At 66.9% G+C, this 25,561-nt stretch carries 24 protein-coding genes, 1 tRNA gene and 1 other RNA gene; 18 read left to right on the forward strand and 8 right to left on the reverse strand.

The features are described from left to right. Positions 1-14: 14 nt before the first annotated feature. On the forward strand, positions 15-1,136 hold the full coding sequence (locus EU513_RS13080) for a glycerophosphodiester phosphodiesterase (RefSeq protein WP_205744783.1): 1,122 nt from the start codon (positions 15-17) through the stop codon (positions 1,134-1,136). A gap of 73 nt (positions 1,137-1,209) precedes the next feature. On the opposite strand, the gene aceE is transcribed toward EU513_RS13080, so the two are convergent. Continuing rightward, on the reverse strand, positions 1,210-3,975 hold the full coding sequence (aceE, locus tag EU513_RS13085) for a pyruvate dehydrogenase (acetyl-transferring), homodimeric type (RefSeq protein WP_370447361.1): 2,766 nt from the start codon (positions 3,973-3,975) through the stop codon (positions 1,210-1,212). Positions 3,976-4,196: 221 nt separating this feature from the next. On the opposite strand from aceE, the gene EU513_RS13090 reads away from it, so the two are divergent. The 7 genes from EU513_RS13090 (at position 4,197) to EU513_RS13120 (ending at position 9,556) form a co-directional block, all read left to right on the forward strand. Then, on the forward strand, positions 4,197-4,616 hold the full coding sequence (locus EU513_RS13090) for a DUF3052 domain-containing protein (protein WP_129626654.1): 420 nt from the start codon (positions 4,197-4,199) through the stop codon (positions 4,614-4,616). A gap of 13 nt (positions 4,617-4,629) precedes the next feature. Next, on the forward strand, positions 4,630-5,097 hold the full coding sequence (locus EU513_RS13095; protein ID WP_129626656.1) for a peroxiredoxin: 468 nt from the start codon (positions 4,630-4,632) through the stop codon (positions 5,095-5,097). Between the two features lie 46 nt (positions 5,098-5,143). Continuing rightward, positions 5,144-5,216, forward strand: a tRNA-Val gene (locus EU513_RS13100). A gap of 316 nt (positions 5,217-5,532) precedes the next feature. Then, complete coding sequence (locus EU513_RS13105) at positions 5,533-6,417, forward strand: Nif3-like dinuclear metal center hexameric protein (protein WP_129626657.1); 885 nt, start codon at positions 5,533-5,535, stop codon at positions 6,415-6,417. Further along, a complete protein-coding gene (locus tag EU513_RS13110) occupies positions 6,414-7,154 on the forward strand; it encodes a zinc ribbon domain-containing protein (protein WP_129626659.1) in 741 nt (246 codons plus the stop codon). Before EU513_RS13105 ends, EU513_RS13110 begins: the two co-directional genes overlap by 4 nt. A gap of 7 nt (positions 7,155-7,161) precedes the next feature. After that, positions 7,162-8,364, forward strand: coding sequence for a bifunctional RNase H/acid phosphatase (locus EU513_RS13115; RefSeq protein WP_129626661.1), 1,203 nt, complete (start codon positions 7,162-7,164; stop codon positions 8,362-8,364). A 7-nt stretch (positions 8,365-8,371) separates the two neighbouring features. Continuing rightward, on the forward strand, positions 8,372-9,556 hold the full coding sequence (locus EU513_RS13120; RefSeq protein WP_129626663.1) for an O-succinylhomoserine sulfhydrylase: 1,185 nt from the start codon (positions 8,372-8,374) through the stop codon (positions 9,554-9,556). Positions 9,557-9,604: 48 nt separating this feature from the next. Here the strand turns inward: EU513_RS13120 and EU513_RS13125 are convergent, their stop codons facing one another. Together EU513_RS13125 and EU513_RS13130 are read right to left on the reverse strand one after the other, a co-directional pair. Continuing rightward, entirely contained in the window at positions 9,605-10,669 is a 1,065-nt protein-coding gene (locus EU513_RS13125; protein WP_240796053.1) for an SLC13 family permease, read from the reverse strand. Then, on the reverse strand, positions 10,662-11,411 hold the full coding sequence (locus EU513_RS13130) for a YaaA family protein (protein WP_129626667.1): 750 nt from the start codon (positions 11,409-11,411) through the stop codon (positions 10,662-10,664). Before EU513_RS13130 ends, EU513_RS13125 begins: the two co-directional genes overlap by 8 nt. A gap of 82 nt (positions 11,412-11,493) precedes the next feature. Between EU513_RS13130 and EU513_RS13135 the strand changes: the two genes are divergently transcribed. From EU513_RS13135 to EU513_RS13150, 4 genes are all read left to right on the forward strand, one after another. Continuing rightward, positions 11,494-12,933, forward strand: coding sequence for an RNB domain-containing ribonuclease (locus EU513_RS13135; protein ID WP_129626669.1), 1,440 nt, complete (start codon positions 11,494-11,496; stop codon positions 12,931-12,933). Between the two features lie 32 nt (positions 12,934-12,965). Then, positions 12,966-13,315, forward strand: an RNA gene (gene rnpB, locus EU513_RS13140) — RNase P RNA component class A. 478 nt (positions 13,316-13,793) lie between these two features. After that, entirely contained in the window at positions 13,794-14,240 is a 447-nt protein-coding gene (locus tag EU513_RS15985) for a hypothetical protein (protein ID WP_205744784.1), read from the forward strand. Between the two features lie 46 nt (positions 14,241-14,286). Beyond that, positions 14,287-15,141, forward strand: a complete 855-nt coding sequence (locus EU513_RS13150) for a phosphatidylinositol-specific phospholipase C/glycerophosphodiester phosphodiesterase family protein (protein WP_129626671.1) — start codon at positions 14,287-14,289, stop codon at positions 15,139-15,141. 67 nt (positions 15,142-15,208) lie between these two features. On the opposite strand, the gene EU513_RS13155 is transcribed toward EU513_RS13150, so the two are convergent. Then, positions 15,209-16,651: a GuaB1 family IMP dehydrogenase-related protein gene (locus tag EU513_RS13155; protein WP_205744786.1), complete on the reverse strand. Its 1,443-nt coding sequence runs from the start codon at positions 16,649-16,651 to the stop codon at positions 15,209-15,211. Between the two features lie 144 nt (positions 16,652-16,795). On the opposite strand from EU513_RS13155, the gene EU513_RS13160 reads away from it, so the two are divergent. The 3 genes from EU513_RS13160 to EU513_RS13165 all read left to right on the forward strand — a co-directional run bounded on the left by EU513_RS13160 (position 16,796) and on the right by EU513_RS13165 (position 18,934). Next, positions 16,796-17,455 (forward strand): MBL fold metallo-hydrolase, encoded by a 660-nt coding sequence (locus EU513_RS13160; protein ID WP_129626675.1) that lies wholly within the window; start codon positions 16,796-16,798, stop codon positions 17,453-17,455. A 60-nt stretch (positions 17,456-17,515) separates the two neighbouring features. After that, a complete protein-coding gene (locus EU513_RS15990) occupies positions 17,516-17,692 on the forward strand; it encodes a hypothetical protein (RefSeq protein WP_168990280.1) in 177 nt (58 codons plus the stop codon). A 102-nt stretch (positions 17,693-17,794) separates the two neighbouring features. Beyond that, positions 17,795-18,934, forward strand: coding sequence for a peptidoglycan bridge formation glycyltransferase FemA/FemB family protein (locus EU513_RS13165; RefSeq protein ID WP_129626677.1), 1,140 nt, complete (start codon positions 17,795-17,797; stop codon positions 18,932-18,934). Positions 18,935-18,994: 60 nt separating this feature from the next. Here the strand turns inward: EU513_RS13165 and ppgK are convergent, their stop codons facing one another. Both ppgK and map read right to left on the reverse strand, forming a co-directional pair. After that, a complete protein-coding gene (ppgK, locus tag EU513_RS13170; RefSeq protein WP_129626679.1) occupies positions 18,995-19,759 on the reverse strand; it encodes a polyphosphate--glucose phosphotransferase in 765 nt (254 codons plus the stop codon). A 20-nt stretch (positions 19,760-19,779) separates the two neighbouring features. Then, entirely contained in the window at positions 19,780-20,640 is an 861-nt protein-coding gene (gene map, locus EU513_RS13175; RefSeq protein WP_129626681.1) for a type I methionyl aminopeptidase, read from the reverse strand. Positions 20,641-20,738: 98 nt separating this feature from the next. On the opposite strand from map, the gene EU513_RS13180 reads away from it, so the two are divergent. Further along, entirely contained in the window at positions 20,739-20,915 is a 177-nt protein-coding gene (locus tag EU513_RS13180; protein WP_129626683.1) for a methionine aminopeptidase, read from the forward strand. Positions 20,916-20,989: 74 nt separating this feature from the next. On the opposite strand, the gene EU513_RS13185 is transcribed toward EU513_RS13180, so the two are convergent. Beyond that, positions 20,990-22,177, reverse strand: a complete 1,188-nt coding sequence (locus EU513_RS13185) for an MFS transporter (RefSeq protein ID WP_129626685.1) — start codon at positions 22,175-22,177, stop codon at positions 20,990-20,992. 114 nt (positions 22,178-22,291) lie between these two features. Between EU513_RS13185 and EU513_RS13190 the strand changes: the two genes are divergently transcribed. Continuing rightward, positions 22,292-23,350, forward strand: a complete 1,059-nt coding sequence (locus EU513_RS13190) for an NAD(P)-dependent alcohol dehydrogenase (RefSeq protein ID WP_129626687.1) — start codon at positions 22,292-22,294, stop codon at positions 23,348-23,350. A 3-nt stretch (positions 23,351-23,353) separates the two neighbouring features. Further along, a complete protein-coding gene (locus EU513_RS13195) occupies positions 23,354-24,532 on the forward strand; it encodes an MFS transporter (RefSeq protein WP_129626689.1) in 1,179 nt (392 codons plus the stop codon). A 12-nt stretch (positions 24,533-24,544) separates the two neighbouring features. Here EU513_RS13195 and panB read toward each other — a convergent pair whose 3' ends face one another. Further along, positions 24,545-25,423 (reverse strand): 3-methyl-2-oxobutanoate hydroxymethyltransferase, encoded by an 879-nt coding sequence (gene panB / locus EU513_RS13200; protein ID WP_129626691.1) that lies wholly within the window; start codon positions 25,421-25,423, stop codon positions 24,545-24,547. Between the last annotated feature and the right edge of the window lie 138 nt (positions 25,424-25,561).

The following is a 25,561-nucleotide window of genomic DNA, read 5'->3' on the forward strand; positions in this document are numbered from 1 at the left end:
GCTGGCATGGATTCATGAATCGACGTTCTTTCGCCGGCCTCGTCGCCGCCGGCGCCGCATCCGCTGTTGCTGCCCCCGCCCTGACCGACCCCGCGTACGCCGACTCCGGCCACCGACGTGGACCCCGCCGCAAGGGTCCGATCGTCGTCGGACACCGAGGTGCGTCCGGCTATCGCCCCGAGCACACACTTGCCGCGTACACCCTCGCCGCCCGGATGGGCGCCGACTTCATCGAGCCCGACCTGGTCATCACCAAGGACGGCGTGCTGGTCTGTCGGCACGAGCCGGAGATCGGTGGCACCACGGACGTTGCCGAACGCCCGGAGTTCGCCTCCCGCAAGACCACCAAGAGTCTGGATGGTGTCCCGGTCACCGGATGGTTCGCCGAGGACTTCACCCTCGCCGAACTGCGCACGCTGCGAGCGGTGGAGCGCCTGCCGGAACTGCGGCAGGAGAACACCGCGTACGACGGTCTGTGGCAGATCCCGACCTTCGAGGAGGTGCTGAAGCTGCGCGAGAAACTGTCGCGTGAGCTCGGTCGTGTCATCGGGGTCTACCCCGAGACCAAGCACCCGACGTACTTCCGGGAGATGGGAAACCCGTTGGAGGAGAGGCTTGTTCGTCTCATCCGTCGTTTCCGTCTCGACTCGCCCAAGGCCCCGATCTTCATCCAGTCGTTCGAACTGCAGAACCTGATCGATCTGCGGACCGAGATGCGGGTCAAGGCGCCGTTGGTCTTCCTCGCCACGGTCAAGGGCACGCCGTACGGTGACACCCGCAGCTACGACCAGTTGCTGTCCCGCTCGGGCATGAAGGAGTGGGCCAAGTACATCGACGGCGTCGGCCCGGACACCAAGCGCGTCATCGCCTGGAACTCCGACGGCACCCTCGGCAAGCCCACCTCGCTGGTCGCCGACGCGCACGCCAACGGCCTCACGGTCTGCCCGTGGACGGTCCGCGCGGAGAACACCTTCCTTCCCGCCGACTACCGCATCGGCACGAACCCGGCCGACTACGGTCGCGTGCTCGACTTCTTCGCGCAACTGTGGAAGACCGGCATCGACGGCATCTTCACCGACAACCCCGACCTCGGTGTGCTCTCGCGTGAACTGACGCTCGGCATCGAGGCACCCTGACCCCCGGTCCCGGTCGATCATGATGAAGCCCCCCGGCATGTGCCGGGGGGCTTCATCGATCGGTGTCGCGAAGTCAGGCGTCGCCGCCCGCGTTGCCGGAGGTACCCGCGCGGACGTCGAGCAGCTGGTACTTCTCGGCGGCCTTCTTCGGGTAGCTCTCGTCCAGCTCACCGCGCTCGACCAGCATCTGCAGCGCACGCACCGCCATCGACGGACCGTCGATGTGGAAGAAACGTCGTGCAGCCGGACGGGTGTCGGAGAAACCGAACCCGTCGGCACCCAGCGAGGCGAACTCCTGAGGAACCCATTGGCGAACCTGGTCCTGCACGGTGCGCATCCAGTCGGACGTTGCCACGACCGGACCCGGAGCACCCTGCAACTTCTGCGTGATGAACGGGATCCGCGGTTCCTCGTCCGGGTGCAGGAAGTTGTGCTCGTCGGCGGCCAGGCCGTCGCGGCGCAGTTCGCCCCACGAGGTCACCGACCAGACGTCGGCGACGACGCCCCAGTCGTCCTTGAGCAACTGCTGCGCCTCGAGCGCCCACGGCACACCGACACCGGACGCGAGCAACTGCACGCGACGTGCGTCGTCACCGACACCCTCGGTGCTGCCCTCGGACACCTTGTAGATGCCCTTGAGCAGACCTTCGACGTCCAGGTCGTCCGGCTCGGCCGGCTGCTGCATCGGCTCGTTGTAGACCGTCATGTAGTAAATGACGTTCTCCGGTTCGTCGCCGTACATGCGCTCCACACCGTTCTGCATGATGTGCGCGATCTCGTACGCGTACGCAGGGTCATAAGCCACGACGGCCGGGTTGGTCGACGCCAGCAGCAGGCTGTGACCGTCGGCGTGCTGCAGACCCTCGCCGGTCAGCGTGGTACGACCGGCGGTGGCGCCGATCATGAACCCGCGCGCCATCTGGTCGGCGGCCGCCCAAATGCTGTCTCCGGTGCGCTGGAACCCGAACATCGAGTAGAAGATGTAGATCGGGATCATCGGCACGTCGTGCGTCGCGTAGGCCGAGCCGGCAGCCGTGAACGCAGCCACCGAACCCGCCTCGTTGATGCCGGTGTGCAGGATGTGTCCCTGCTCCGACTCCTTGTACGCGAGCATCAGCTCGGCGTCGACCGACTTGTAGTTCTGGCCGTGCGGGTTGTAGATCTTCAGCGTCGGGAAGAACGCGTCCATGCCGAACGTACGTGCCTCGTCCGGGATGATCGGCACGATCCGGTTGCCGAACTCCTTGTCGCGCATCATGTCCTTCAGGATGCGGACGAACGCCATGGTCGTTGCGACCATCTGCTTGCCCGAGCCCTTCTTGGCCTGGGCGTACGCAGAGTCGGCCGGAAGGCTGATCTCCTTCGACTTCGTGCGGCGCGAGGGCAGGCCACCACCGAGGGCAGCGCGGCGCTCACGCATGTACTTGATCGCCTCGTCGTTCTCACCCGGGTGGTAGTACGGCGGCAGGTAGGGGTTCTCCTCCAACTGCGCGTCCGAGATCGGGATCTTGAGCGAGTCGCGGAACATCTTGAGGTCGTCCAGCGTGAGCTTCTTCATCTGGTGGGTCGCATTGCGCCCCGCGAAGTGGGTGCCCAGGCTGTAGCCCTTGATCGTCTTGGCGAGGATGACCGTCGGCTGACCGTGGTGCTCGGTCGCCGCCTTGTACGCCGCGTAGACCTTCCGGTAGTCGTGGCCACCACGCTTGAGGCGCCACCAGACGTCCTCGTCGCTCCAGTCGGCGACCATCGCCTTGGTACGAGGGTCGCGTCCGAAGAAGTTGTCGCGGACGTACTTTCCGTCGTTGGCGCGGAAGGTCTGGTAGTCGCCGTCGGACGTGGTGTTCATCAGGTTGACCAGGGCGCCATCGCGGTCGGCAGCGAGCAACGGGTCCCAGCCGCGTCCCCAGACCGTCTTGATGACGTTCCAGCCGGCGCCGCGGAAGAACGACTCGAGCTCCTGGATGATCTTGCCGTTTCCGCGCACCGGGCCGTCGAGCCGCTGCAGGTTGCAGTTGACGACGAACGTCAGGTTGTCGAGCTCCTCGCCGGCCGCCAGCTGCAGGAGACCGCGCGACTCCGGCTCGTCCATCTCGCCGTCACCGAGGAACGCCCACACGTGCTGGTCGCTGGTGTCCTTGATGCCGCGGTTGTGCAGGTAGCGGTTGAACTGCGCCTGGTAGATCGCGTTCATCGGACCGATACCCATCGACACCGTCGGGAACTCCCAGAAGTCGGGCATGTTCCGCGGGTGTGGGTACGACGGCAGACCGAACGGCTTGCCGTCGATGAAGTGCGACTTCTCCTGGCGGAATCCGTTGAGCTGGTCCTCGGACAGGCGGCCTTCGAGGAAGGCGCGGGCGTACATGCCGGGGGAGGCGTGGCCCTGGAAGAAGACCTGGTCGCCGCCGCCGGGGTGGTCCTTGCCGCGGAAGAAGTGGTTGAAGCCCACTTCGTACAGCGTCGCGGCCGATGCGTAGGACGAGATGTGTCCACCGACGCTGATCTCAGGACGCTGGGCGCGGTGCACCATGATCGCAGCGTTCCAGCGCAGCCAGGCGCGGTAGCGGCGCTCGACCTCCTCGTCACCGGGGAACCACGGTTCGCCCTCCGGAGGGATGGTGTTGATGTAGTCGGTCGTCGTCAACGACGGGATGCCCACCTGGCGTTCGCGAGCTCGCTCAAGCAACTTGAGCATGACGTAACGCGCGCGGTTGCGACCGCCGGCGTCGATGATCCCGTCGAGGGACTCCAACCATTCCTGCGTCTCTTCCGGATCGACGTCCGGAAGTTGGCTGGGTAGACCGTTGAGGATCGGGCCCTTGGCAGGCTCTGGTGACACGATTGGCTCCTTCGCGTACATGATTCGCAATCTCCATCAAACACCGCGGAAGGCGTGTACGTACAAGCGAGTCCGGTTACCTTCTAGTACGTGGGCATATATGCCCGATCTGACCCGATTCGTGCGGTGATCGCAGTCGGCGCCGCTCGTCCACTACCGTGGGGCGGCATCACCGGCGCACGATCGAGCGGGTGGTGCAATCGAACACTCTGGGAAGGAACATGGCTAACGACGCAGGCGGCGGCACCTGGGCGAACCGCATCGGGTTCACCGAAGGACAGGTCGTACTCGAGATCGGTTGGGACGAGGACGTCGAGGACGCCCTCCGGGAGAACGTCGAGGACCTCATCGGATCGGCCCTCGAGGAGGACCAGTTCGACGGCGTCGTCGACGCGGTACTGCTGTGGTGGCGCGACGGCGACGGTGATCTCATCGACGACTGTGTCGACGCACTCGCCATGCTGGCCGACAAGGGTTTCCTGGTCGTGTTGGTGCCGAAGGCCGGCCACCCGGAACACGTTCAGGCCGCAGACATCGAAGAGGCGGCGAAAACCGTTGGACTCAAGGCGAGTTCGACCGCGAAAGCCGGCGACTGGATCGCCACCAAACTGGTCCAGGGCGGCCACCAGAAGCAACGCTGAGAAGAGGCGACACATGACTTCCCCCAAGCAGGTCGGCGAACAGGCTGCCGCGTTCACCGCCAAGGACCAGTTCGGCCAGGAGCAGACCCTCACCGGTCTGACCTCCGAAAAAGCACTGCTCCTGGTGTTCTACCCGTTCGCGTTCTCCGGCATCTGCACCGGCGAACTGTGCTCCATCCGCGATGACCTGTCGCGCTTCGCGAACGACAAGGTGCAGGTCGTCGGAATCTCCTGCGACCCGATGTTCACCCAGCGCGCCTGGGCGGACGACCAGGGTTACGACTTTCCGTTGCTGTCCGACTTCTGGCCGCACGGTTCGATCGCCCAGGACTACGGGGTGTTCAACGAGGACGCCGGCATGGCCATCCGCGGCACCTTCCTCATCGACGGCAGCGCCACGATCACCTGGTCGCAGGTCAACGGCCCGGGCGAAGCCCGCGACTTCGCCGGCTACGACGAGGCCGTCGCGAAGCTGTCCTGAACCCCATTACCCTTGACCGAGCTCCGCACCCGACGGTGCGTGGCGAGGGCCTGTAGCTCAGTTGGTAGAGCACCGCGTTTACACCGCGGGTGTCGTCGGTTCGAGGCCGGCCGGGCCCACTCGATGACATTTGCCGCTCCCTCGGCGTGAAGGCGGGCAGCCGCTCACTTCGTGGCGGCTGCCCGCCTTCGCCGTTCCGCGGCTTGAGCCTTCCAGTGTGGTCGCCCAGGTGCCACCACCGGCTTCGCGGTCCAACCTCGCTCGCTACACACACCTTCGCTGCTCCGTGGCGCAGGGGCCCACCTTTCCCGCTGGTTGAGCCTGGATGCAGCGACGAAGGAGCAGCGTCCGGTGTCGAAACCACGGTGACACTCGACGGCCACCCGACCCGTAGGCTTGGCGACGCCCGCAAACCCGAACCGCTCGAAGGAACCCATGACTTCCGACCCGACGAGTCCCACTCTGGCGCAGGTCATCTCGGTGCTCGAGGAGTTCTTCCCGAGCTCGACCGCCGCCTCCTGGGACCGCGTCGGCCTGGTGACCGGAGACCCCGAACAACCCGTGCAGCGCATCAGGTTCGCGGTCGACCCGACGCTGGCCGTCATCGAACAAGCGCGGGACGACGTCATCGACCTGTTGGTCACCCACCACCCTCTGCTGCTGCGCGGCATCAACTCGGTCGCCACCACCACGGCCAAGGGTGCGGCGATCACCTCCCTGGTGGTCGCCGACATGGCGCTGTACTGCGCGCACACCAACGCCGACGTGGCGCGGCCCGGCGTCAACGACGCGCTGGCGGCCGCGTGCGGTCTACCGGATGACTGCGAGGCCCTCGACGACGAGGACGGCCAGCCCATCGGGCGCGTCGGCGACCTGCCGCAACCGTTGTCGCTCAAGGCTTTCGCCGAGCATCTTGCGTCCGCACTGCCGCCTGCCCCGGTCGGCATCCGGGTCAGTGGGGAAGCGAAAGCACAGGTCCGTCGGGTCGCCGTCCTGGGTGGTGCCGGCGACGACCGTTTCGAGGCCGTGCGACGCTCGGGTGCGGACGTCTACGTGACCGCCGACCTGCGTCACCACCCCGCCATCGAGGCGCGCGAAGAGGCGCGAGGCGGGCCGCCCTACCTTATCGACGCGGGCCACTGGGCCACCGAGTCGCTCTGGCTCGACGCAGCCGCCGACCGGCTGCGGGAGCGCCTGGCCTGCGACGGACTTACAGTTGACACCGACATCTGCACAGTGCGCACCGATCCGTGGGATTTCCTCGTCGGCAGCACCCACTCGACAACCGACTCGACACCGGACTCTGGGAGCCAGGAATGAAAGCCGACCTCGCAAAGCAGTGGCGCATGCTCGACCTGCAGGCGCTCGACACGCGCCTGACGCAGCTCGCCCACAAGAAGCGCACGCTGCCGGTGCTCGCCGAGATCGAGAAGGCGACCAAGCAGCAGGACGAACTCTTCGAGGAGGTCGTGCTCGCTCGCACGGCCGCCCAGGACGTCGAGCGGGAGATCACCAAGGCCGAGGACGCCGTCCAGCTCGTCCGCGACCGTGCCGCTCGCAACCAGCAGCGCCTGGACGCCGGCCAGGGTTCGCCGAAGGACCTGCAGGGCATGCAGCACGAACTGCAGACCCTCGCGCGCCGACAGGCCGAACTCGAGGACGAGGAAATCGCCGTGATGGAGCGTGCCGAGGAGCTGCGCGCCGTTCTCGCCCGGCGCGAGGCACAGAAGGCGGAGCTCGACGAGAAGATCGTCTCCCTCGCGAACGACCGCGACCAGGCGATCGCCGAGATCGACGAAGAGTCGAACAGCGTTGCAGCGCAGCGTGATCAGATCGCGCCCGGACTCGGCACCGATCTGCTCGGCCTCTATGAGAAGGTGCGCGAGCAGTGCGGCGGACTCGCAGCAGCGGCGCTCACGCAGCGTCGGTGCGGCGGCTGCGGTCTTGAGCTGAACGCGACCGAGCTGGCGAAATTCAAGAACGCACCCGAGGACGAGATCCTGCGCTGCGAGGACTGCCGCCGGATCGTCGTCCGCACATCCGAGTCGGGGCTGTAAGCGCTCGATGGCACGGGCTCTCATCGTCGAGGCCGACGGCGGCTCTCGGGGCAATCCGGGGGTGGCCGGATACGGCGCCCTCGTCCGGGACGCATCCACCGGAGAACTGCTTGCCGAACGCGCCGAGCCGCTCGGTTCGGCCAGCAACAACGTCGCCGAGTACTCCGGTCTGATCGCCGGGTTGGAGGCTGCCGCCGAGATCGACCCGTCCGCGCGCGTCGAGGTGCGGATGGATTCCAAGCTGGTCGTCGAGCAGATGGCCGGTCGTTGGAAGATCAAGCACGAGGACATGAAGCGCCTCGCCCTCGAGGCGCAGGAGATCGTCCGGTCATTGACGACCGCGGGCGGCACCGTGACCTGGACGTGGATCCCGCGCGAGAAGAACAAGGACGCCGACAAGCTGTCCAATGTGGCGATGGACGGCGAAACGGTCGTCCGGAATCTTTGGCGGACAACCGAACCCGACGACCGCGACGACCCCGCCGAGGTAAGTGAGCCCGCCGTCGATGCCACCGACGCCGAGGCAGCCGCTGCCCCCGCACCGGCGCCTGCGCAGGCAGGTCGTCCGGTTCGCGTCCTGCTGGTGCGCCACGGAGTCACCGACTTCACCGTCGAGGGAAGACTCGACGGTCGCGGCGGACCGAACCCCGACCTCAACGAGCAAGGGCTCGCCCAAGCCCGATCGGTCGCTGCGGGCATCGCCGCCAAGACGGGCGACCTGCCGGTGCGGTTCATCGCATCTGACCTGTCGCGCGCCCAGGAAACCATCCGTCCGGCGGCTGAAGCTCGTGGCCGGCAGGTCGAGATCGACCCGGACTGGGACGAACAGAACTTCGGCGAGTGGGACGGCGAGCTCGTGCGGGATCTGGTGCAGCACAAGGACTTCGCGCGACTGCGTGACGACCCGACCTACGCGGCGCCGGGCGGGGGAGAGACGCACGAGCAACTCACGTCCCGCGTCCGGGACGCCCTGCGCCGGGCCGTCGAGTCGGCGTCCGACGGGAGTGTGGTCGTGGTGGCCACGCACCGCAAGCCGATCATGGTCGTGCTTGCCGAGGTGCTCGGCCTCGATCTGGCACACGCCTGGATGCTCGCGATCGGTCCGGGTTCGTTCACAGGTCTCGAACTCTGGGCCGACGGGCACGGCTCGGTGAGCTTCGTGAACGATACGAATCACCTTCGCGCGACGCGCGGTGCTCGAGCGCAGTAGGAGCGAGATGGACGACCAGCAGTTTGCCCCCGACACCGTCGCGGTACGAGGAGGCTTGTCCCGCAGCGGTTTCGAGGAGACGGCGGAAGCCCTTTATCTGACGTCGGGTTTCGTCTACGAGACCGCCGAGGACGCCGAGGCGGCGTTCAAGGCAGAGGTGGATCGGTTCGTCTACAGCCGTTACGGGAACCCGACCGTCGCCGTGTTCGAGGAGCGCCTACGTCAGTTGGAGGGCGCCGAGGCCTGTTACGCGACCGGCTCAGGCATGGGCGCGGTCTTCACGGCACTCGCGGCTCTGCTCGGTGCCGGCGACCGCGTCGTGGCATCCCGCGGACTGTTCGGCTCCTGCTTCGTGATCCTGGACGAGATCCTCCCGCGCTGGGGCGTCGAGACCGTGTTCGTCGACGGTCCCGATCTCGATCAGTGGCGCGAGGCCCTCAGCGTTCCTACGACGGCGGTCTTCTTCGAGACGCCGAGCAACCCGATGCAGGAACTCGTCGACATCCGCGCAGTCTGCGATCTCGCCCACGCTGCCGGCGCCCAGGTGGTCGTCGACAACGTGTTCGGCACGCCCGTCTACTCCAAGCCGCTCGAGCACGGCGCCGACATCGTCGTCTACTCCGCGACCAAGCACATCGACGGACAGGGACGCGTCCTCGGTGGCGCGATCCTGGGGCCGAAGGACTACATCGAAGGTCCTGTCCAGAACCTCATCAGGCACACCGGCCCGTCGCTGTCGCCCTTCAACGCGTGGGTCCTGGTCAAGGGTCTGGAGACCATGCGTCTGCGCGTGGATCAGATGGCCCGGTCGGCTATCGAGGTTGCGCGCACCTTGGCGAATCACCCTGCGGTGGAACAGGTTTGGTACCCATACCTGGAATCGCACCCGCAGTACGAGTTGGCACGCAAGCAGATGGGTGGGGGCGGCACGGTCGTCACTTTCCGCCTGGCCGGCGGCAAGGCCGAGGCGTTCAAGCTGATGAACGCGCTGCAGATCATCGACATCTCCAACAACCTGGGCGACTCCAAGTCGCTGATCACCCACCCGGCCACCACCACTCACCGCCGCATGGGCGAGGAAGCGCGGCTGGCGATCGGGATCACCGACGGCGTCCTACGCATCTCGGTCGGCCTGGAGGACGCCGCCGACCTGGTGCGTGACCTCACCCAGGCTCTCGACAAGGCGACCTGACACAGGCGTCCGACCGGTGGTCCGAGGAGCGCGGAGGCGGTCTCCCCCTCAAATCACGAGGGTTGCTGCAACGACCGCGCACACGGCGACCAGCGCGCTCTGCCAGGTGTAGGTGCGCAGGGGCACCTCCACCCCGGCACGGCGGCAGCGTTGCCGCCACAACAGCGTCGCGACGGTGCCCCAGACCGTGACGATCGATCCGGTGTTCACCCCGACCAGCAGGGCAGCGTGCCGATCGAGCGATCCGGTGACCGGCTCGATCGCGAGGTACGTGGGCAGATTGTTGCCGAGGTTGCCGAGTACTGCGGAAACACCCGAGAGCCGCATGAGATCAGTCACCGACGAACCCTGGCCCGTGAGTGCTCCGATCGCGTCGGTGAGGCCGTGTCGTCCGGCGAGGTCGACCACCACGAACAGCACGACGAGCGCTGCGACGGTGCGCCACGGCAGGTCGAGCGCGCGCAGCCCGGGACGGTCTCGGACCGCCAGGACGACCAGCAGAAACGCCGCCGCGACAGCCGCCGGGAACACCGGCATGATCCCGCTGACGAAGAGCGGGCCGAGGGCGACACAGACCCCGGCTGCGGTGAGCAGCAGAACGCGGTCGTGCGGGTCCGCAGGACGCGCGGTCACGTACCGTCCACGTAGTTGTCTGCGGTACAGGATCGCGGCCACGACGACCGTCGCGAGGATGGCCGCGAGAGCCGGACGCCACATCACGCTCAGGTAGGACGGATGGTCGGGGATCCGGGAAAAGCTGTGCAACGCAAGCAGGTTCGTCAGATTCGAGACCGGCAACAGCAGCGACGCCGTGTTCGCCAGCCACACGGTGGTCAGCGCGAACAGTGTGCCATCGAGCTTGGCCTGGCGGGCGACCGCGAGTACCACCGGAGTGAGCAGGACAGCCGTCGTGTCGAGGCTGAGCACGATGGTGCTCGCGACAGCCAGCACGACGATCAGCAGCCAGAGTCGAAGAACGCTTCCGCGCGCCACTCGTGCTGCCCAGTGGGCGGCCACGTCGAAGACACCGGCCCGCTCGGAGATCTCTGCGACGATCGTGAGCGCGACCAGGAACCCGATGACCGGTCCGACGCGCTCGATCAGGTCAACCACGCGTGGTCGTCGACAGAACCCAGGGCCTGCCCGGCTTCGTGGGGGCGTCCCATGACACCTCGAACTGCTCGGAGAGGCCATCGGCGAGTTGTTCGGGACAACGGGGGTCGAGTCCGAGTTCGCAGATGGCGCGCGCAACCAGGCCGCGGGTGTGCTTGGCCATGTGGGTGGCTCCGGGCACCTTGATATGCACCCAGCGGGCAGCGAGGTCGCCCGACGGTGTCCAGGCGGCGGCGTACGTGCTGGAGCGGCAGTCGACGATCAGACCCTTGCCCGCAGCCGAGGTCATCGGTTCGTCGAGCAAGGGTTTCCAGAACGACGCGAGCGGACCGACACCCGGCAGGTTGACTGCCATCGAGAGCCGGTACGGCGGCACCTTGTCCTTCATCCGAAGTGCTCCGAACAGCGCGGATTGCACGACGAGCCAGCGGTTCGCCCGTCGCAGCGCGGCAGCGTCGAGGGAAGGAAGATCCAGCGCGTCGTACAGGACGCCGGTGTAGAGGGCCGCGACCGGTACCGCCGGCGCGGACCGCAGACGTGTGTTGCGGGCTATCTCCTCGGTGAGGTTCGGGCTCACCCCGAGCACCGTTGCAGCCGTGTCGGATTCGCTCAGCTCGCCGGCCCGCGCGATGACAGCCTCCCGGGCGTCGACCAGTTCGGGAAAGGACATCGCCTCCGGTCGGTACGCCCCACCTCGGGAGCGGGGAGTCTTGGATTCCGAGGGAGGCAGCAGCACGAGCACCCGGTGAGTCTACGAGCGGGCGCCTCCATCCGTTCAGTCACTAACCCGCGCGGCCTACGTCCGGCTCCCTAGGGTGTGAGCCATGGTCAAACGCGTCATCAAGGTCACCAGCGAAGTCCCCTCGGATCAGGTCGAGAGCCCTGAGCTCGCCGCTGCCTTCGACGGCCTGCGGCAGCGTCTGGAGCTACCGGCGCAGTTCCCGGCCGAGGTGGAGGAGGAAGCAAGGCGGGCTGTCGCCGCGCCGGAGTTGCCGGAGCGCGACGAGACCGCCGTGCCGTTCTTCACCATCGACCCGGAAGGCTCGACCGACCTCGACCAGGCAATGTGTCTGGAACGGGACGGCGACGGCTACCGCGTGAGGTACGCGATCGCCGACGTCCCCGCGTTCGTGAAGGCCGGGGGAGCACTCGACGCCGAGACGCACCGACGCGGACAGACCATCTACCTGCCCGATCAACGAATTCCGTTGCACCCCACAACGATCAGCGAGGACGCAGCCAGCCTGCTCGAAGGGCAGACGCGGCCCGCGTTCGTGTGGAACATGAAGCTGGACGCGTCCGGCGACTGCACCGCCTACGAGGTGTACCGGGCGATGGTGAGCAGCAAGAAGCGTCTGGACTACACCTTCGTCCAGGAGCAGGTCGACTCCGGCAACGCCGACGAGTCCCTGATGCTGCTGAAGGAGATCGGCGAGAAGCGGATCGACATGGAACGTGCCCGTGGCGGCGCGAGCCTGCCGATGCCCGAGCAGGTCGTCACCAGCAAGGAGAACGGGTACGAGCTGACCATGCGTCCGCCGGTACCCGCCGAGGACTGGAACGCACAGATCTCGCTGCTGACGGGCATGGCGGCCGCAGAGATGATGCTGCACAACCAGATCGGCGTGCTGCGCACGATGCCCGAACCTGAGGGCAACGCGATCGCACGGTTCAAGCGGGCCGCTCAGGCGCTCGGCGCCGAGTGGCGTTCGGACCTCACCTACGGTGAGTTCCTGCGCACCCTCGACCGCGACAACCCCAAGCACCTCGCGCTGATCTACGAGGCCACCGGGCTGTTCCGCGGAGCCGGTTACACCTGCTTCGACGGCGACATCCCCGAGGTCACTCAGCAGGCTGCGGTGGCAGCGCCGTACGCCCACGTCACCGCGCCGCTTCGGCGCCTCATGGACCGCTACGGCCTGGTGATCTGCGAGGCGCTCAGCCGTGACGCCGAGGTGCCGCAATGGGTGCGATCGGCCCTTGCGACCCTTCCGGACGACATGAAGAAGTCCGACGAGCTGGCCCGCAAGGCCGAACGGGCCGCGACCGACATCATCGAGGCGGCGTTCATGTCCGGCCACGTGGGAGAGTCCTTCGAGGCCGTCGTGGTCGACAACAACGGCAAGGAGGGGTTGCTGGTGCAACTGACCGAGCACGCGGTGATCCAGCCGGTGCCCGGCACCGCCGAGCTCGGTTCCACCGTTCAGGTGAAGGTGGTCTCCGCCGACATCGCGGCCGGCAAGGTGGAGTTCGCGCTCGCCTGAGGTGAACGGACACCGATAGACTCGACCACGGATGAGCCGGCCAGGCGGCCGCGTCGGGAGTTCGCTCCCGCCGAGGAACGTCCGGGCTCCGAAGAGCAGGGTGGTGGCTAACGGCCACCCGGGGTGACCCGCGGGACAGTGCCACAGAAAGCAGACCGCCTGCGCTCGCGCAGGTAAGGGTGAAACGGTGGTGTAAGAGACCACCAGCGCCCCAGGTGACTGGGGCGGCTAGGTAAACCCCACCCGGAGCAAGGCCAGACAGCATGCGCCCGAGGGCTGCTCGCCCGAGCATGCGGGTAGGCCGCTGGAGGCGACTGGCAACAGTCGTCCTAGATGGATGGTCGCCCAATGACTGAACCCGGCGTATCGGCCGGCTCATCCCCGGCACGCCCACTTTCTGCGGAACCGGATCAACACCCACGCACGTCGGTGTTGAAGCTTCTTCGACCGGTGGGCCGTCACCGAAATGCGTTCGTGCGGTCTGGCGTCGCGCCCTACGGTCGAGGACAACAAGAGAACACAGCTGAGAGTCGGGGCGGGCCGAAGACCGTCGGTCACCTTTCGCCGAAGCCACCGGTGGTCGTTCGCGCCTGTCACCCTCCTCGCTTGTTCCGAGAGGGGTCCGCCGTGACCGGCGTTCTGCGTACCTTCAACACCCCGCCGCACCGCTCAGACGTCCAGTTCGGATGCCCGACAGATGCCCAACCATGCAGGCGGCTAATCCTTCGAACTCGCCCACGTGCAGCGGCTGCGCCGGTTCCTGACGCTCGGCACCTATTACGTCACTGCAACCGAGCTGACCGCGCCGCGCCGTCGCCGACTGGTACACGTGCAAGGACGCCGACACGGTCGCCTTCCAGGTGGTCAAGTACCGACAGCGCGAGGGCTGGTCTCATCGGGAGATCGTCGGCGCGTTGGACGCGGCGTTCTACAACGCGTTCGGTGCGGTGCACCCGTCCGGCAAGCGCACGTTGCTGGTCCTCGACGTGTCCGGTTCGATGACGATGCCGATCAGCAACATGCCGCTGACCTGTCGGGAGGCGTCCACGACGCTCGCCTTGGTGACGATGGCGACCGAGCCGGAGTGCGAGGTCGTCGGGTTCACCGGTTCGGGCGGGGACTGGCGCGAGGCGCCGTTGCTGACCGAGCTCGGTATCAGCCCGCGGCAGCGACTAGACGACGCGGTGCGCGCCGTTTCGGATCTGCCGTTCGGTGGCACGGACTGTGCGTTGCCGATGGTGTGGGCGAAGGAGAGCGGTAAGGAGTTCGACTCCTTCGCGGTCTTGACGGAGTTTGCGAAGTCCTGACTCCACGTTCGCCCGCCGGTCACCGTCCGGGGCGTTGGCTGGACGCATGTCTGCTCACTCCTGCACCCGCCGCACGCTGCTGACCGGAGGTCTGGTCGCTTCGGCCACCCTCGCGCTCAGCCAGGAACAGGCCGCCGCTGCTGCCCGGTCGCCGCTGGCTAGCGTCCGTCCGCTGGCCAAGGCCCACGCCCACAACGACTACGAGCACACCCGTCCCCTGTTCGATGCTCTCGAGCACGGCTTTACCAGCGTCGAGGCCGACGTCTGGCTCGTCGACGGCGAGTTGTACCTCGGTCACGACGGACCCGACCTGTCGCGCACGCTACGCAGCTTCTACCTCGAGCCGCTGGATCGGCTGGCCCGGCTCGGCAACGGCCGGACCTTCCCGCGTCGCAAGACGCCGATCCAACTGCTGATCGACATCAAGTCTGACGGCGACGCCGCTTGGCCCGTCGTCCAACAGCAACTGAGCCAGTACCCGAAGCTGATGACGCACTGGGTGCGTGGTCGCCGCCGCGACCGCGCGGTGACCGCCGTCCTCAGCGGCAACCTGGCGCAGCGCACGTCAGAAGTCGCGGTGCGGTGGGCCGGCTTCGACGGTCGCCTCACGTCGCCGCTTCCGGCGGGCGCGAACAGCGAGCAGTTGCCTCTGCTCTCGGACAACTGGACCAAGTTGTTCACCTGGCAGGGCTTCGGTCCCATGCCCGCGGCAGAGCGCACGAAACTGCACAGGATCGTTTCGGACGCGCATGCCGGGGGATACCGCGTGCGGTTCTGGGCAACTCCCGACCTCGCGCTGCCCAACCGTGAGGCATTGTGGAGCGAACTCGTCGCGGCCGGGGTCGACCACATCAACACCGACGACCTCGCCGGATTACGGAGTTTCCTCAGCAACCGCTGAAAGCCGCCACAGCGAAGGGATCCGGTCGCCATTGCGACCGGATCCCTTCACTACGGGTGTAGCGGCCTCAGCTCCAAGAGGTTTCGCGGGGGCGGCCCTCGTCGTAACCACTCGCGCTCTGCACACCGACCGTCGCGCGCTCGCGGAACTCGGCGATGTTGCGGGCACCCGCGTAGGTGAAGCTGGAGCGGACACCGGCGATGATCGAGTCGATGAGGTCTTCCACGCCGGGGCGCTGGGCGTCGAGGTACATCTTCGAGGACGAGATGCCTTCCTCGAACAACGCCGAGCGGGCGCGGTCGAACGCGGTGCGTCCCTGCGTCCGGTTGCTCACCGCACGGGCGGACGCCATGCCGAACGACTCCTTGTAGAACCTGCCGGACGCGTCCCGGTTGAGGTCACCGGGGCTCTCCCAGGTGCCCGCGAACCACGAGCCGATCATCACCGAACCGGCTCCGGCGGCAAGGGCGAGAGCGACATCGCGCGGGTACTTCACGCCGCCGTCCGCCCAGACATGCGCGCCGAGTTCCGTTGCCGCAGCTGCACATTCGAGCACCGCCGAGAACTGCGGGCGTCCCACGCCGGTCATCATGCGGGTGGTGCACATGGCGCCCGGTCCGACTCCGACCTTGATGATGTCGGCACCGGCGCTCGCCAGGTCGCGGGCGCCGTCGGCGGTCACCACGTTGCCGGCGGCGATCGGGATATGGGTTCCGGTGGACGCCTCGTGCTCGTCACGGGCGGACTTCACGACGTCGAGTGCGTCGAGCATCTTGTCCTGGTGGCCGTGCGCGGTGTCGACGACCAGCACGTCCGAGCCCGCTTCGAGCATCGCCTTCGCTTTGGCGGCGATGTCGCCGTTGATGCCGATCGCGGTGCCGATCCGCAGGCGCCCCCGGTCATCCAGCGCGGGCTGATAGATCGCGCTGCGCAGGATGCCCTTGCGGGTCAGCACGCCCTGCAGCTCGCCGTCCTTCACCACCGGTGCGAGGCCGAGGTGGTGCTTGGCGAGGTCGTCGTAGACCTGGTCGAGGTCGGCGTCCGGAGTCACGCTGAACAGGTCGCAGGACATGACCTGACCGACGGTGGTGAAGCGGTCGACATCGCGCAGGTCGCCTTCGGTGACCACTCCGACCGGACGGTGGTCGGCGTCCACGACCACGGCGGCCTTGTGCGCGCGCTTGCCCAGCAGGGCGATCGCGGACGCCACCGGAGCCTCGGCCGACACCGTCACCGGGGTCTCGTAGACGGTGTGTGCCGCCTTGACGTAGTCGATCGTCTCGGTGACCGCGTGCACCGGAATGTCCTGGGGCAGCACCGCGATCGCGCCGCGTCGAGCGACGGTCTCGGCCATGCGTCGACCCGACACCGCGGTCATGTTCGCGACCACCAGCGGGATGGTGGTGCCCACACCGTCCGGCGTGGACAGGTCGACGTCGAGGCGACTGGTCACCGATGACCGCGACGGAACCATGAACACGTCGCTGTACGTGAGATCGAACGGGGGCATTTCACCGAGGAGTTTCACGGGAGGTAATGGTACGTCGCGCCCAGGAACACCCGCGCGTTCGTGTCGTGTTCGCGATGTGGGCGCTCGTCAGTTGTTCGCCCGGAACGCCTCCGCGTCCGTGCGCCGACTCGTACGGTGGCTGGCATGAAGATCACCCACCTCGGTCACGCCTGCCTCCTGGTCGAGTACGCCGACGCACGCATGCTCATCGACCCGGGTTCGTTCTCGGACGTCGCGGCCGTCAGTGTCGTCGATGCCGTCCTGATCACCCACCAGCACGCCGATCACCTGGACGTCACGAAGCTGAGGGGTGTGCTGGAACGCAACCCGGACGCCTCGGTGTTCGCCGACACAGGATCGCTGAGAACGTTGCAGGAGAACGACATCGAAGCGACCGAGAACCGTGCCGGTCAGAGTTTCGAGATCGGCTCGGTGCGGGTCACCCCGATCGGGCAGCAGCACGCCGAGATCCACCCGTACGTCGACCGCATCCCCAACCTCGGCCTGATGTTCCAGGTGGAGGGAGAGCCGACGCTGTTCCACCCCGGCGACGCACTGGATGGTCAGCCCCTCGACCGGATCGACATCCTCGCGGTGCCCGTCTCCGCGCCGTGGGGCGCGGTCAAGGAAACAATCGCCTTCGTCCGGCGGATCGCACCACGCGAGGTCGTCCCGATCCACGACGGCACCCTGTCGGAGGCCGGTCGTGCGATGTACCTGCAGCACATCGGCGACTTCGGGCTGGATGGTGGCGTCCCCGTGCGTGATCTGCGCCGGGAGAAGGCCACCGAGTTCACCCTCTGACGCCGTAACCTCGCGCCGTCGGATTCACCGTCCGGGCTCAGGTGAACCTAAGCTCGAACGGTGCCCCAACTCACCGCCAAGAAGAAGTGCTGCAAGAAGGACACCCGGTGCAAGAAGTGCCCGGTCGTTCTCTCGCGTCTGGCCAAGTGGGGACACGCGGAGCGGATCGACCGCCGCCGTTACGAGCTCGCCGAGTCGGTGCCCAAGAAGGTGCGCAAGCGCGCCCGCGTCCGGTGAAGAACCTTCGACTACGCCCTTAGTAAAGAACGTCGGCCGCTGTTGCGACCGCGCACGGCCTCTGCCCACCCGTCGAAGTCAGGTGGTGGATAGCCTGACCGCATGACTTTGAGCGTCACCCTGTGCACCGATCAGACCGAATGGGACGAACTCGTCGACGCCGCCGGGGGACACCCGCTGCAACTTTGGGGCTGGGGTGAGCTGAAGTCGAGGTATGAGTGGACCGCAGACCGGCTCGTCGTCCGCGACGGTGACCGGATCGTCGGATCGGCGCAGGTGCTGCACCGCAAGCTGCCGCAGCCGTTCCGCAGCCTGTCCTACATCCCGCGCGGGCCCCAGGTGCAGGATGAGGCTCGGCGCGCCGAGGTGCTCGACGCGCTCGCGGTCTGGGTGAAGCGCGAGCGGCAGCCGATCGCACTGTCGATCGAGCCCGACTGGGAGGCCGGCTACTCGCCGATGCCGAAGGGCACCGACGACGAAGCTCTCGCACAGCTGCAGTCGCAGCCGGCGCCGCAATGGTTGAAAGACATTGCAGCCAAGGCCTTTTCGCCCAGCGAGAACACCGGTCTGATCCCACGGACGCTCGTCGTCGACTGCAGCCAGGACGACGATGCCCTGATGAAGGGCCTCGGTTCAAGTGCGCGACAGAACGTGCGCAAGTCGTTCAAGGCCGAGAACGTCCGCTTCGGACTGGTCGAGACCGACGAGGACCTCGCCCAGGTGCTGGCGATCAACAACGAGACCGCGCGGCGAGCGGGCTTCGCGGTGCACAGCGACGACTACCACCGCGGCATCCGCGACCTGATGGGGGAGCGGTCCCAGCTGATCGCGGCCTGGGAGGGCGACCAGGTCGTCGCGTTCGTCTGGCTGGTGGTCTCGGCGACGACGGCCTTCGAGTTGTACGGCGGCGTCAACGAGCGCGGCATGAAGCTGCGCCTGAACTACGGCCTAAAGTTCCACGCGATGAAGCATGTCCGTGAGCAGGGCGTGTCCCGTTACGACTTCAACGGCCTGCTCAACGACGGCATCAGCGACTTCAAGCGGCAGTTCGCCAAGCACGAGAACATGCTCATCGGCACCTGGGACCGGCCGCTCTCGCCGCTGTACCCCGCGTTCGCCAAGGCCCTGCCCAAGGTGCGCACGGTGCTGAAGAAGGGTGTGCCGCAGGTGAAGTCGGCGGTCAAAGACCCGAAGGGCACATTCGCCAAGCTGCGTCCGAACAAATCCGAGCAGGAAAAGTAGATTCGCGCACCGTGACAGGTGCGCGGATCACCGCAGGATGCGCGGATTCGGCGCTCGGGGTCAGTCGCGCTTGTGGCGGGCGGTCCATGCGGCACCGATGATGCCCGCGTCGTTCTGGAGCTTCGCCGGCACGATCTTGGTACGCAGGTCGAGCAGCGGCAGGAACTTCTCGTGCTTCTTGCTCACCCCGCCGCCGACGACGATGAGGTCAGGCCACAGCAGGTTCTCCAGGGTGGAGTAGTACTTCTGCAGGCGCTCGGCCCACTTCTCCCAGGAGAGGTCCTCCTTATCGCGGACGCTCTCGGCAGCGCGTGATTCGGCGTCGTGACCGTCGATCTCGATGTGTCCGAGTTCCGAATTCGGAACCAGCACACCGTTGTTGAAGATCGCGGTGCCGATGCCGGTGCCGAGCGTGGTCATCACGACCACACCCTTCTGGTCCTTGGCGGCGCCGAAGTGCAGTTCGCCCACGCCGGCCGCGTCGGCATCGTTGAGGACGCTGATGTCGCGGCCGAGCCTCTTCTCCAGCTTCTGCTCGATCTCGGTCTCGATCCAGGACTTGTCGATGTTCGCCGCGGTCTTCACCACGCCGTGCATCACGACGGCGGGGAAGGTGATGCCGATCGCCTCGCCCTTGGTCTCGTCCGCGAAGTTCTCGGCGATCTGCTCGATGACTTCGGCAACCGCGTCCGGGGTGGCCGGTTTCGGAGTGTCGATCCGCAGACGGTCCGTCGCGAACTTGCCCTTGTCGAGGTCGACCGGGGCGCCTTTGATGCCGCTGCCGCCGACGTCGATGCCGAGGGCGTAGGTCTTGGCCTTTGCCATTGTGTCGTTCTCCTTCTCCGTCACGGGAGGGTGAGGATCTCCGGGCCGTCCTGCGTCATCAGGACGGTGTGTTCGAACTGTGCGCACCACGACTTGTCGGCCGTGGTGACCGTCCATCCGTCATCCCACAGTTCCCATTCGTGGGTGCCGAGGGTGATCATCGGCTCGACGGTGAAGGTCATGCCGGGCTCGATGACGTCGTCGTACGCCGGCGCTGCGTCGTAATGCGGGACGATCAGGCCGGAGTGGAAACTGGTGCCGATGCCGTGTCCGGTGTAGTCGCGCACCACGCCGTAGCCGAAACGGGCGGCGTACTTCTCGATCACTCGTCCGACCACGTTGAACTGCCGACCCGGCATCGCGGACTTGATGCCGCGCAGCATCGCTTCCTGGGTGCGGTCGACCAGGTCGCGTACTTCGGGGGCGACGTCGCCCACCAGGAAGGTGGCGCAGTTGTCGCCGTGGACGCCGTCGATGTAGGCGGTGACGTCGATCTTGACGATGTCGCCGTCCTGCAACTCGCGATCGTCGGGGATGCCGTGACAGATGACCTCGTTGACGCTGGTACACAGCGACTTGGGGAAGCCGCGGTAGCCGAGCGTCGAGGGGTAGGCGTGGTGGTCGAGCAGGAACTCGTGTGCGACGCGGTCGAGTTCGTCCGTGGTGACACCCGGCCGGACGGCAGCACCGGCGGCCTGCAGCGCCTGCGCACCGAGGCGTCCGGCGAGCCGCATGCGTTCGATCGTGGCGGCGTCCTTGATCTCCGATCCCTCGAACGGCGTCGGTTCCGGCCGGTCGACGTACTCGGGGCGGGCGATTGAGGACGGCACCGGACGGCGAGGACTGATCGTTCCGGCGACCATCGGACTGCGTAGCGGCATAAGGTTCAGCTTAGGACGCGGACCTACGGGCTACGTCCTAAGCGGTCGACCCGGACATCGCCGCACATGAACCGACAACGGTGGACGAAGGAGTGATGATGGCCTACTGGTACAACGTCAACACGGGCCAGATCGAGCAGGACGGCAGCACCGAGAGCAAGGACCACCTGATGGGTCCGTACGCGTCCGAGGACGAGGCGCGCTCGGCGATCGAGTTGTCCCGCAAGAAGAACGAGTTGGCCGACGAGGCCGACCGGGCGTGGAAGGAAGGCTGAGCGTGCCTTCGAGCTGAAGGGCGTGAGGCGACGGCCTCACGCCCTTCACCGTTGTTCGGGCTTCCCCCGGCAGCTCAGGCCCGTTTGCGGCGCAGGAACGCGCGCCCGGCCACGGCCAGCAGCAGCGCGATGCCTCCTGCGGCGACCGGCACCCAGAATCCGGCGTGCGGACGGACCTGCTCGATCACGATGCCGGACAGCGCCGAGCCGGCCGCGATCCCGATGATCAAACCGGTGAGTACCACGCTCATCGCCTCGTTGACCTGCGATGAGGGCACGAGTTTCTGCGCCAGTTGCATGGAGATGATCAGCGTCGGCGCCGTTGCCGCGCCGGCGACCATCATCACCAGGGCGATCGGCACCAGATGCTCGGTGAGCAGGATCGGCGCTTCGAGCAGGAACATGCCGGCGGTGCCGACCACCAGCAGAGACTGCAGCGATCGCGTGAGGGTTCGACTGCCGAACCAGAGCCCGGCAGCGGCCGAACCGACCGCGAAGAGCGCGACGATGAGTCCGGACGCCGAAGGGTTGCCTTGGTCCTTTGCGACGGCGATCGCGGTCACCTCGTTGGATCCGAAGATCGCCCCGGTCATGAACATCACGCAGGTCAGGATCAGGATCCCGGGCGTGCGGATGGCCAGCGCACTGCCGTGGTGGGCCACCTCGTCGACCGGAGGTTCGGTACTGCGATCGGACAGGAAGATGAGCGTGCCGACCAGATAGAACAGTGCCGCAGCGATGTAGCCGGCCTCGGGGAACCACAGGGTGGCCAGCGCGATGGCGAGGGCAGGGCCGAGTACGAACGACAGTTCGTCGACCACCTGTTCCAGCGACATGGAGGTGTGCAACTTGTTCGGCTCGTCGCGCAGTTTGTGCGCCCAGCGTGCGCGGCTGAGCGTGCCGACGTTCGCCACGATCGTCGCCATCGCGTAGGCCCCGAACAACGTCCAGGTCGGCCATTCCAGCGCTGACGCCGCAACCATCACCGCGCACCACACCGACGACCAGACCAACAACGGGTAGGTCACGCGGCGCTGACCGAACCGGTCGGTGAGCCGTCCGGCGACGACCGCGGTCAAGGCCAGGAGCACCAGACCGGTCGCCGACACCGCCCCGGCGAGCGCGAACGAACCAGTGCGGGTGGAGATCATCGCCACCAAGGACATGCCGAACATCGCACCGCCGAGGCGTCCGATCGCCGAGCCGATCATGAAACGGCGGGTGGCGGAGTCCTTCAGCAAGGGGGTGTACGTCGACAGCACCGGGTCATCTCATCACCCGATCAGCGGCGTCGACGAATCGAGTGGCGCGCGCCACTGCATTGTCGGACTATGAAAGTCCTCCGGCGGGCGCTCGCAGTCGTACGGTGGGAGGCGATGACTACGCAAACACCCGCGCTCGCGGTGACCCAGGCCAACGGTTCCTTCGAAACGATTTCCCTCGACCGCCGCGCCCTGCGCGACGACGACATCCGAATCGACATCAAGTTCGCCGGCATCTGCCACAGCGACATCCACACGGTGCGCCAGGAGTGGGGCGACATCGAGTTTCCGATCACCCCCGGTCACGAGATCGCCGGTGTGGTCTCGGCTGTCGGCGACGGCGTGACGAAGTACAAGGTCGGCGACCGCGTCGGCGTCGGCTGCATGGTCGACTCGTGCGGCGAGTGCGAGAACTGCAAGAACGACCACGAGCAGTTCTGCACCAAGCCTGCGGTCTTCACCTACAACTCCCTCAACTATGACGGTGAGCGTGCCCAGGGCGGCTACGCCCAGCAGATCGTCGTGACCGAGCGTTTCGCCTGCCGCATCCCCGACGAGATCGGGTTGGATGCAGCTGCGCCGCTGCTGTGCGCCGGCATCACCACGTACTCGCCGCTGAAGCGCTGGGGTGCGCGTCCGGGTACGAAGGTCGGCATCGTCGGCGTCGGCGGCCTGGGACACCTCGGCGTGAAGATCGCGGCCGCGATGGGTGCGCAGGTGTACGGCATCTCGCGCAGCATGGCCAAGGCCGAGGACTCCGAGGCGCTGGGTGCGACCGCGCACCTGGCCACCTCGGACGAGCGCACCTTCTCCGACCACAAGCGCAGTTTCGACATCATCCTCAACACCGTCAGTGCGGACCTGCCGATGTTCGACTACATGAAGCTGCTCAAGCCGTTCGGTGTGATGGTGAACGTCGGTCTGCCGAACGGCACGTACGAACTGCCGCCGCGCGCGTTCAGCGGCAACACCGCGATGGCCGGCTCGATGATCGGCGGCATCGCCGAGACCCAGGAGATGCTCGACTTCTGCGCCGAGCACGGTATCGGCGCGACGATCGAGACGATCAGCGCCGACCAGGTGGACGAGGCGTACGAGCGGGTCGTCGACGGCGACGTCCGGTACCGCTTCGTCATCGACACCGCCACCATCGGCGCATCGGAGAAGGCTTGACCCGTGAGTGAGTCCGGCGCAGGTTTCGACCTGCGCCGGCTCGCTGTTCCGGCGTACGGCCCGTCGCTGCTGTTCGGGCTCGCGGAAGGCGCGATTCTCCCGGTCGTCACGTTGACCGCACGCTCGCTCGGGGCGAGCGTCCCGGTCGCGGCCTTGATGGTGATGCTGACGTACGTCTCGTCGCTGGTCTGCAACGTGCCGGCGTCCGTGATCACCCATCGGGTGGGGGAGCGCAAGGCGATCGTCGCAGCCGCCCTGCTCGGTGCTGTCGCCGGTGGGATCTGTTGGGGCGCAAGCCAGTTGTGGCACCTGGTCGTCGGAGTACTCGTGTTCGGCGCGGCGGCCTCCGTCTTCATGTTGGCTCGGCAGAAGTACCTCACCGAAGCCGTCCCCATCGCCTACCGGGCACGCGCGCTGTCGACGCTCGGTGGGGTCATGCGCATCGGAGTCTTCGCCGGTCCGTTCCTCGGCGCCGCGGCGATCGGGGTGTGGGGCCTGCCGGCGGCGTACCTGGTCTGTTCGGTGGGACTGCTGCTGGCCGGTGTGCTCGCGATGACGCTGCCCGACCTCGAGGGTTCTGCCTCGACCGGACAATCCCGGGTGACCGTCGCCCACGTGCTCCACGAGCACGCGCGCGTCTTCCTTACCGTCGGTCTCGGTGTCCTGTTGATCGCCGCCGTGCGTGCCTCCCGGCAAGCGGTCATCCCCTTGTGGGCCGAACGCCTCGGTCTCAGCCCGCAGCAGGCTTCGGTGATCTACGGCATCTCCGGTGGAATCGACATGCTGGTCTTCTATCCGGCCGGCAAGTTGATGGACGTGCGCGGACGTCGCTGGGTGGCCATCCCGTCGATGATCGTGATGGCTGTGTCATTGCTGGCAATTCCGTTGACGCACAACCCGATCGCTTTCACGATCGTGTGCTGCGTCCTCGGTTTCGGCAACGGCATCGGCGCCGGCATGGTGATGACGCTCGGCGCGGACTTCTCCCCGGACGTCGGACGGGCACAGTTCCTCGGGATCTGGCGAGAACTGTCGGATCTGGGAGCCGTCGGGGGACCGGCGCTGCTTTCCGGAGTCACCGCGGCGCTCGCCCTCGGTCCGGCGATCGCAGCCACCGGGGCGGTCGGACTCGCCGCGGCGGCCGTGCTGTGGCGTTACGTGCCGAACCACCCGTCTCGCTGATCGAGGCGGGCATCACTCGGCGAAGGACTGCTCCTGGTTGGGGAAGGTGCCGGCGGCGACGTCCTCACGGTACTCACGCGCGGCCTCCAGCAAGGTGCTGCGAATGTCGGCGTAGCGCTTGACGAAGCGGGGAGCCTTGCCGCCACGCAAACCGGCGAAGTCCTGCCAGACCAGCACCTGGGCATCGCATTCCGGCCCGGCACCGATGCCGATCGTCGGGATACGCAACGCCTTGGTCACCTCTGCGGCGACCGGGGTCGGCACCATCTCCATCACGATCGCGAATGCGCCCGCGTCCTGCAGCGCTCGCGCGTCGGCGATCATCTTGGCTGCCGCTTCGCCTCGCCCCTGGACCCGATAGCCGCCGAGATTGTGCTCGCTCTGTGGAGTGAACCCGATGTGCGCCATGACCGGAATGCCTGCGGCCGTGAGGGTCTGCACCAGCGGCGCCATCGCGGCACCCCCCTCGAGCTTGACCGCGTGTGCACGCCCTTCCTTCATCAACCGGACCGCGGAGTCGAAGCCCTGCTGGACGCTGCCTCCGTAGGTGCCGAACGGGAGGTCGGCGACGACCATCGCGTACTTGACCGCGCCGGACACCGCGCGCACCAGCGGAACGAATTCGTCGAGAGTCACCGGAAGAGTGGTCTCGTACCCGAACACGTTGTTGCCGGCCGAGTCACCGACCAGCAGCACCGGGATCTGCGCCTCGTCGAAGATCTCGGCCGCGTACTGGTCGTACGCGGTGAGCATCGACCACTTCTCGCCCCGCTCCTTCATCTGGTGCAGATGGACGGTGCGGGTGCGACGGCGGGGACGCATGCCGTCGCCCTGTGGAGCATCGGAGGACTTGGCCGGGCTGCCACCGTAGGGTGCGGGCTCTTCGCTCATGGCCGCAAGGCTAGCGAGCGTGCCGCCGTGTGCACGGACGAGCCCACGTGCGGGAAAGTTCCACCTCTACGGGTGGGGAAAGGTAAGAAGATGTTAAAGAAATCAGATCGCCTATCGCTGTGGCGATGATTTGGAGCC

The organism is Yimella sp. RIT 621 (genome assembly GCF_004146205.1).
Taxonomy (GTDB): domain Bacteria; phylum Actinomycetota; class Actinomycetes; order Actinomycetales; family Dermatophilaceae; genus Yimella; species Yimella lutea.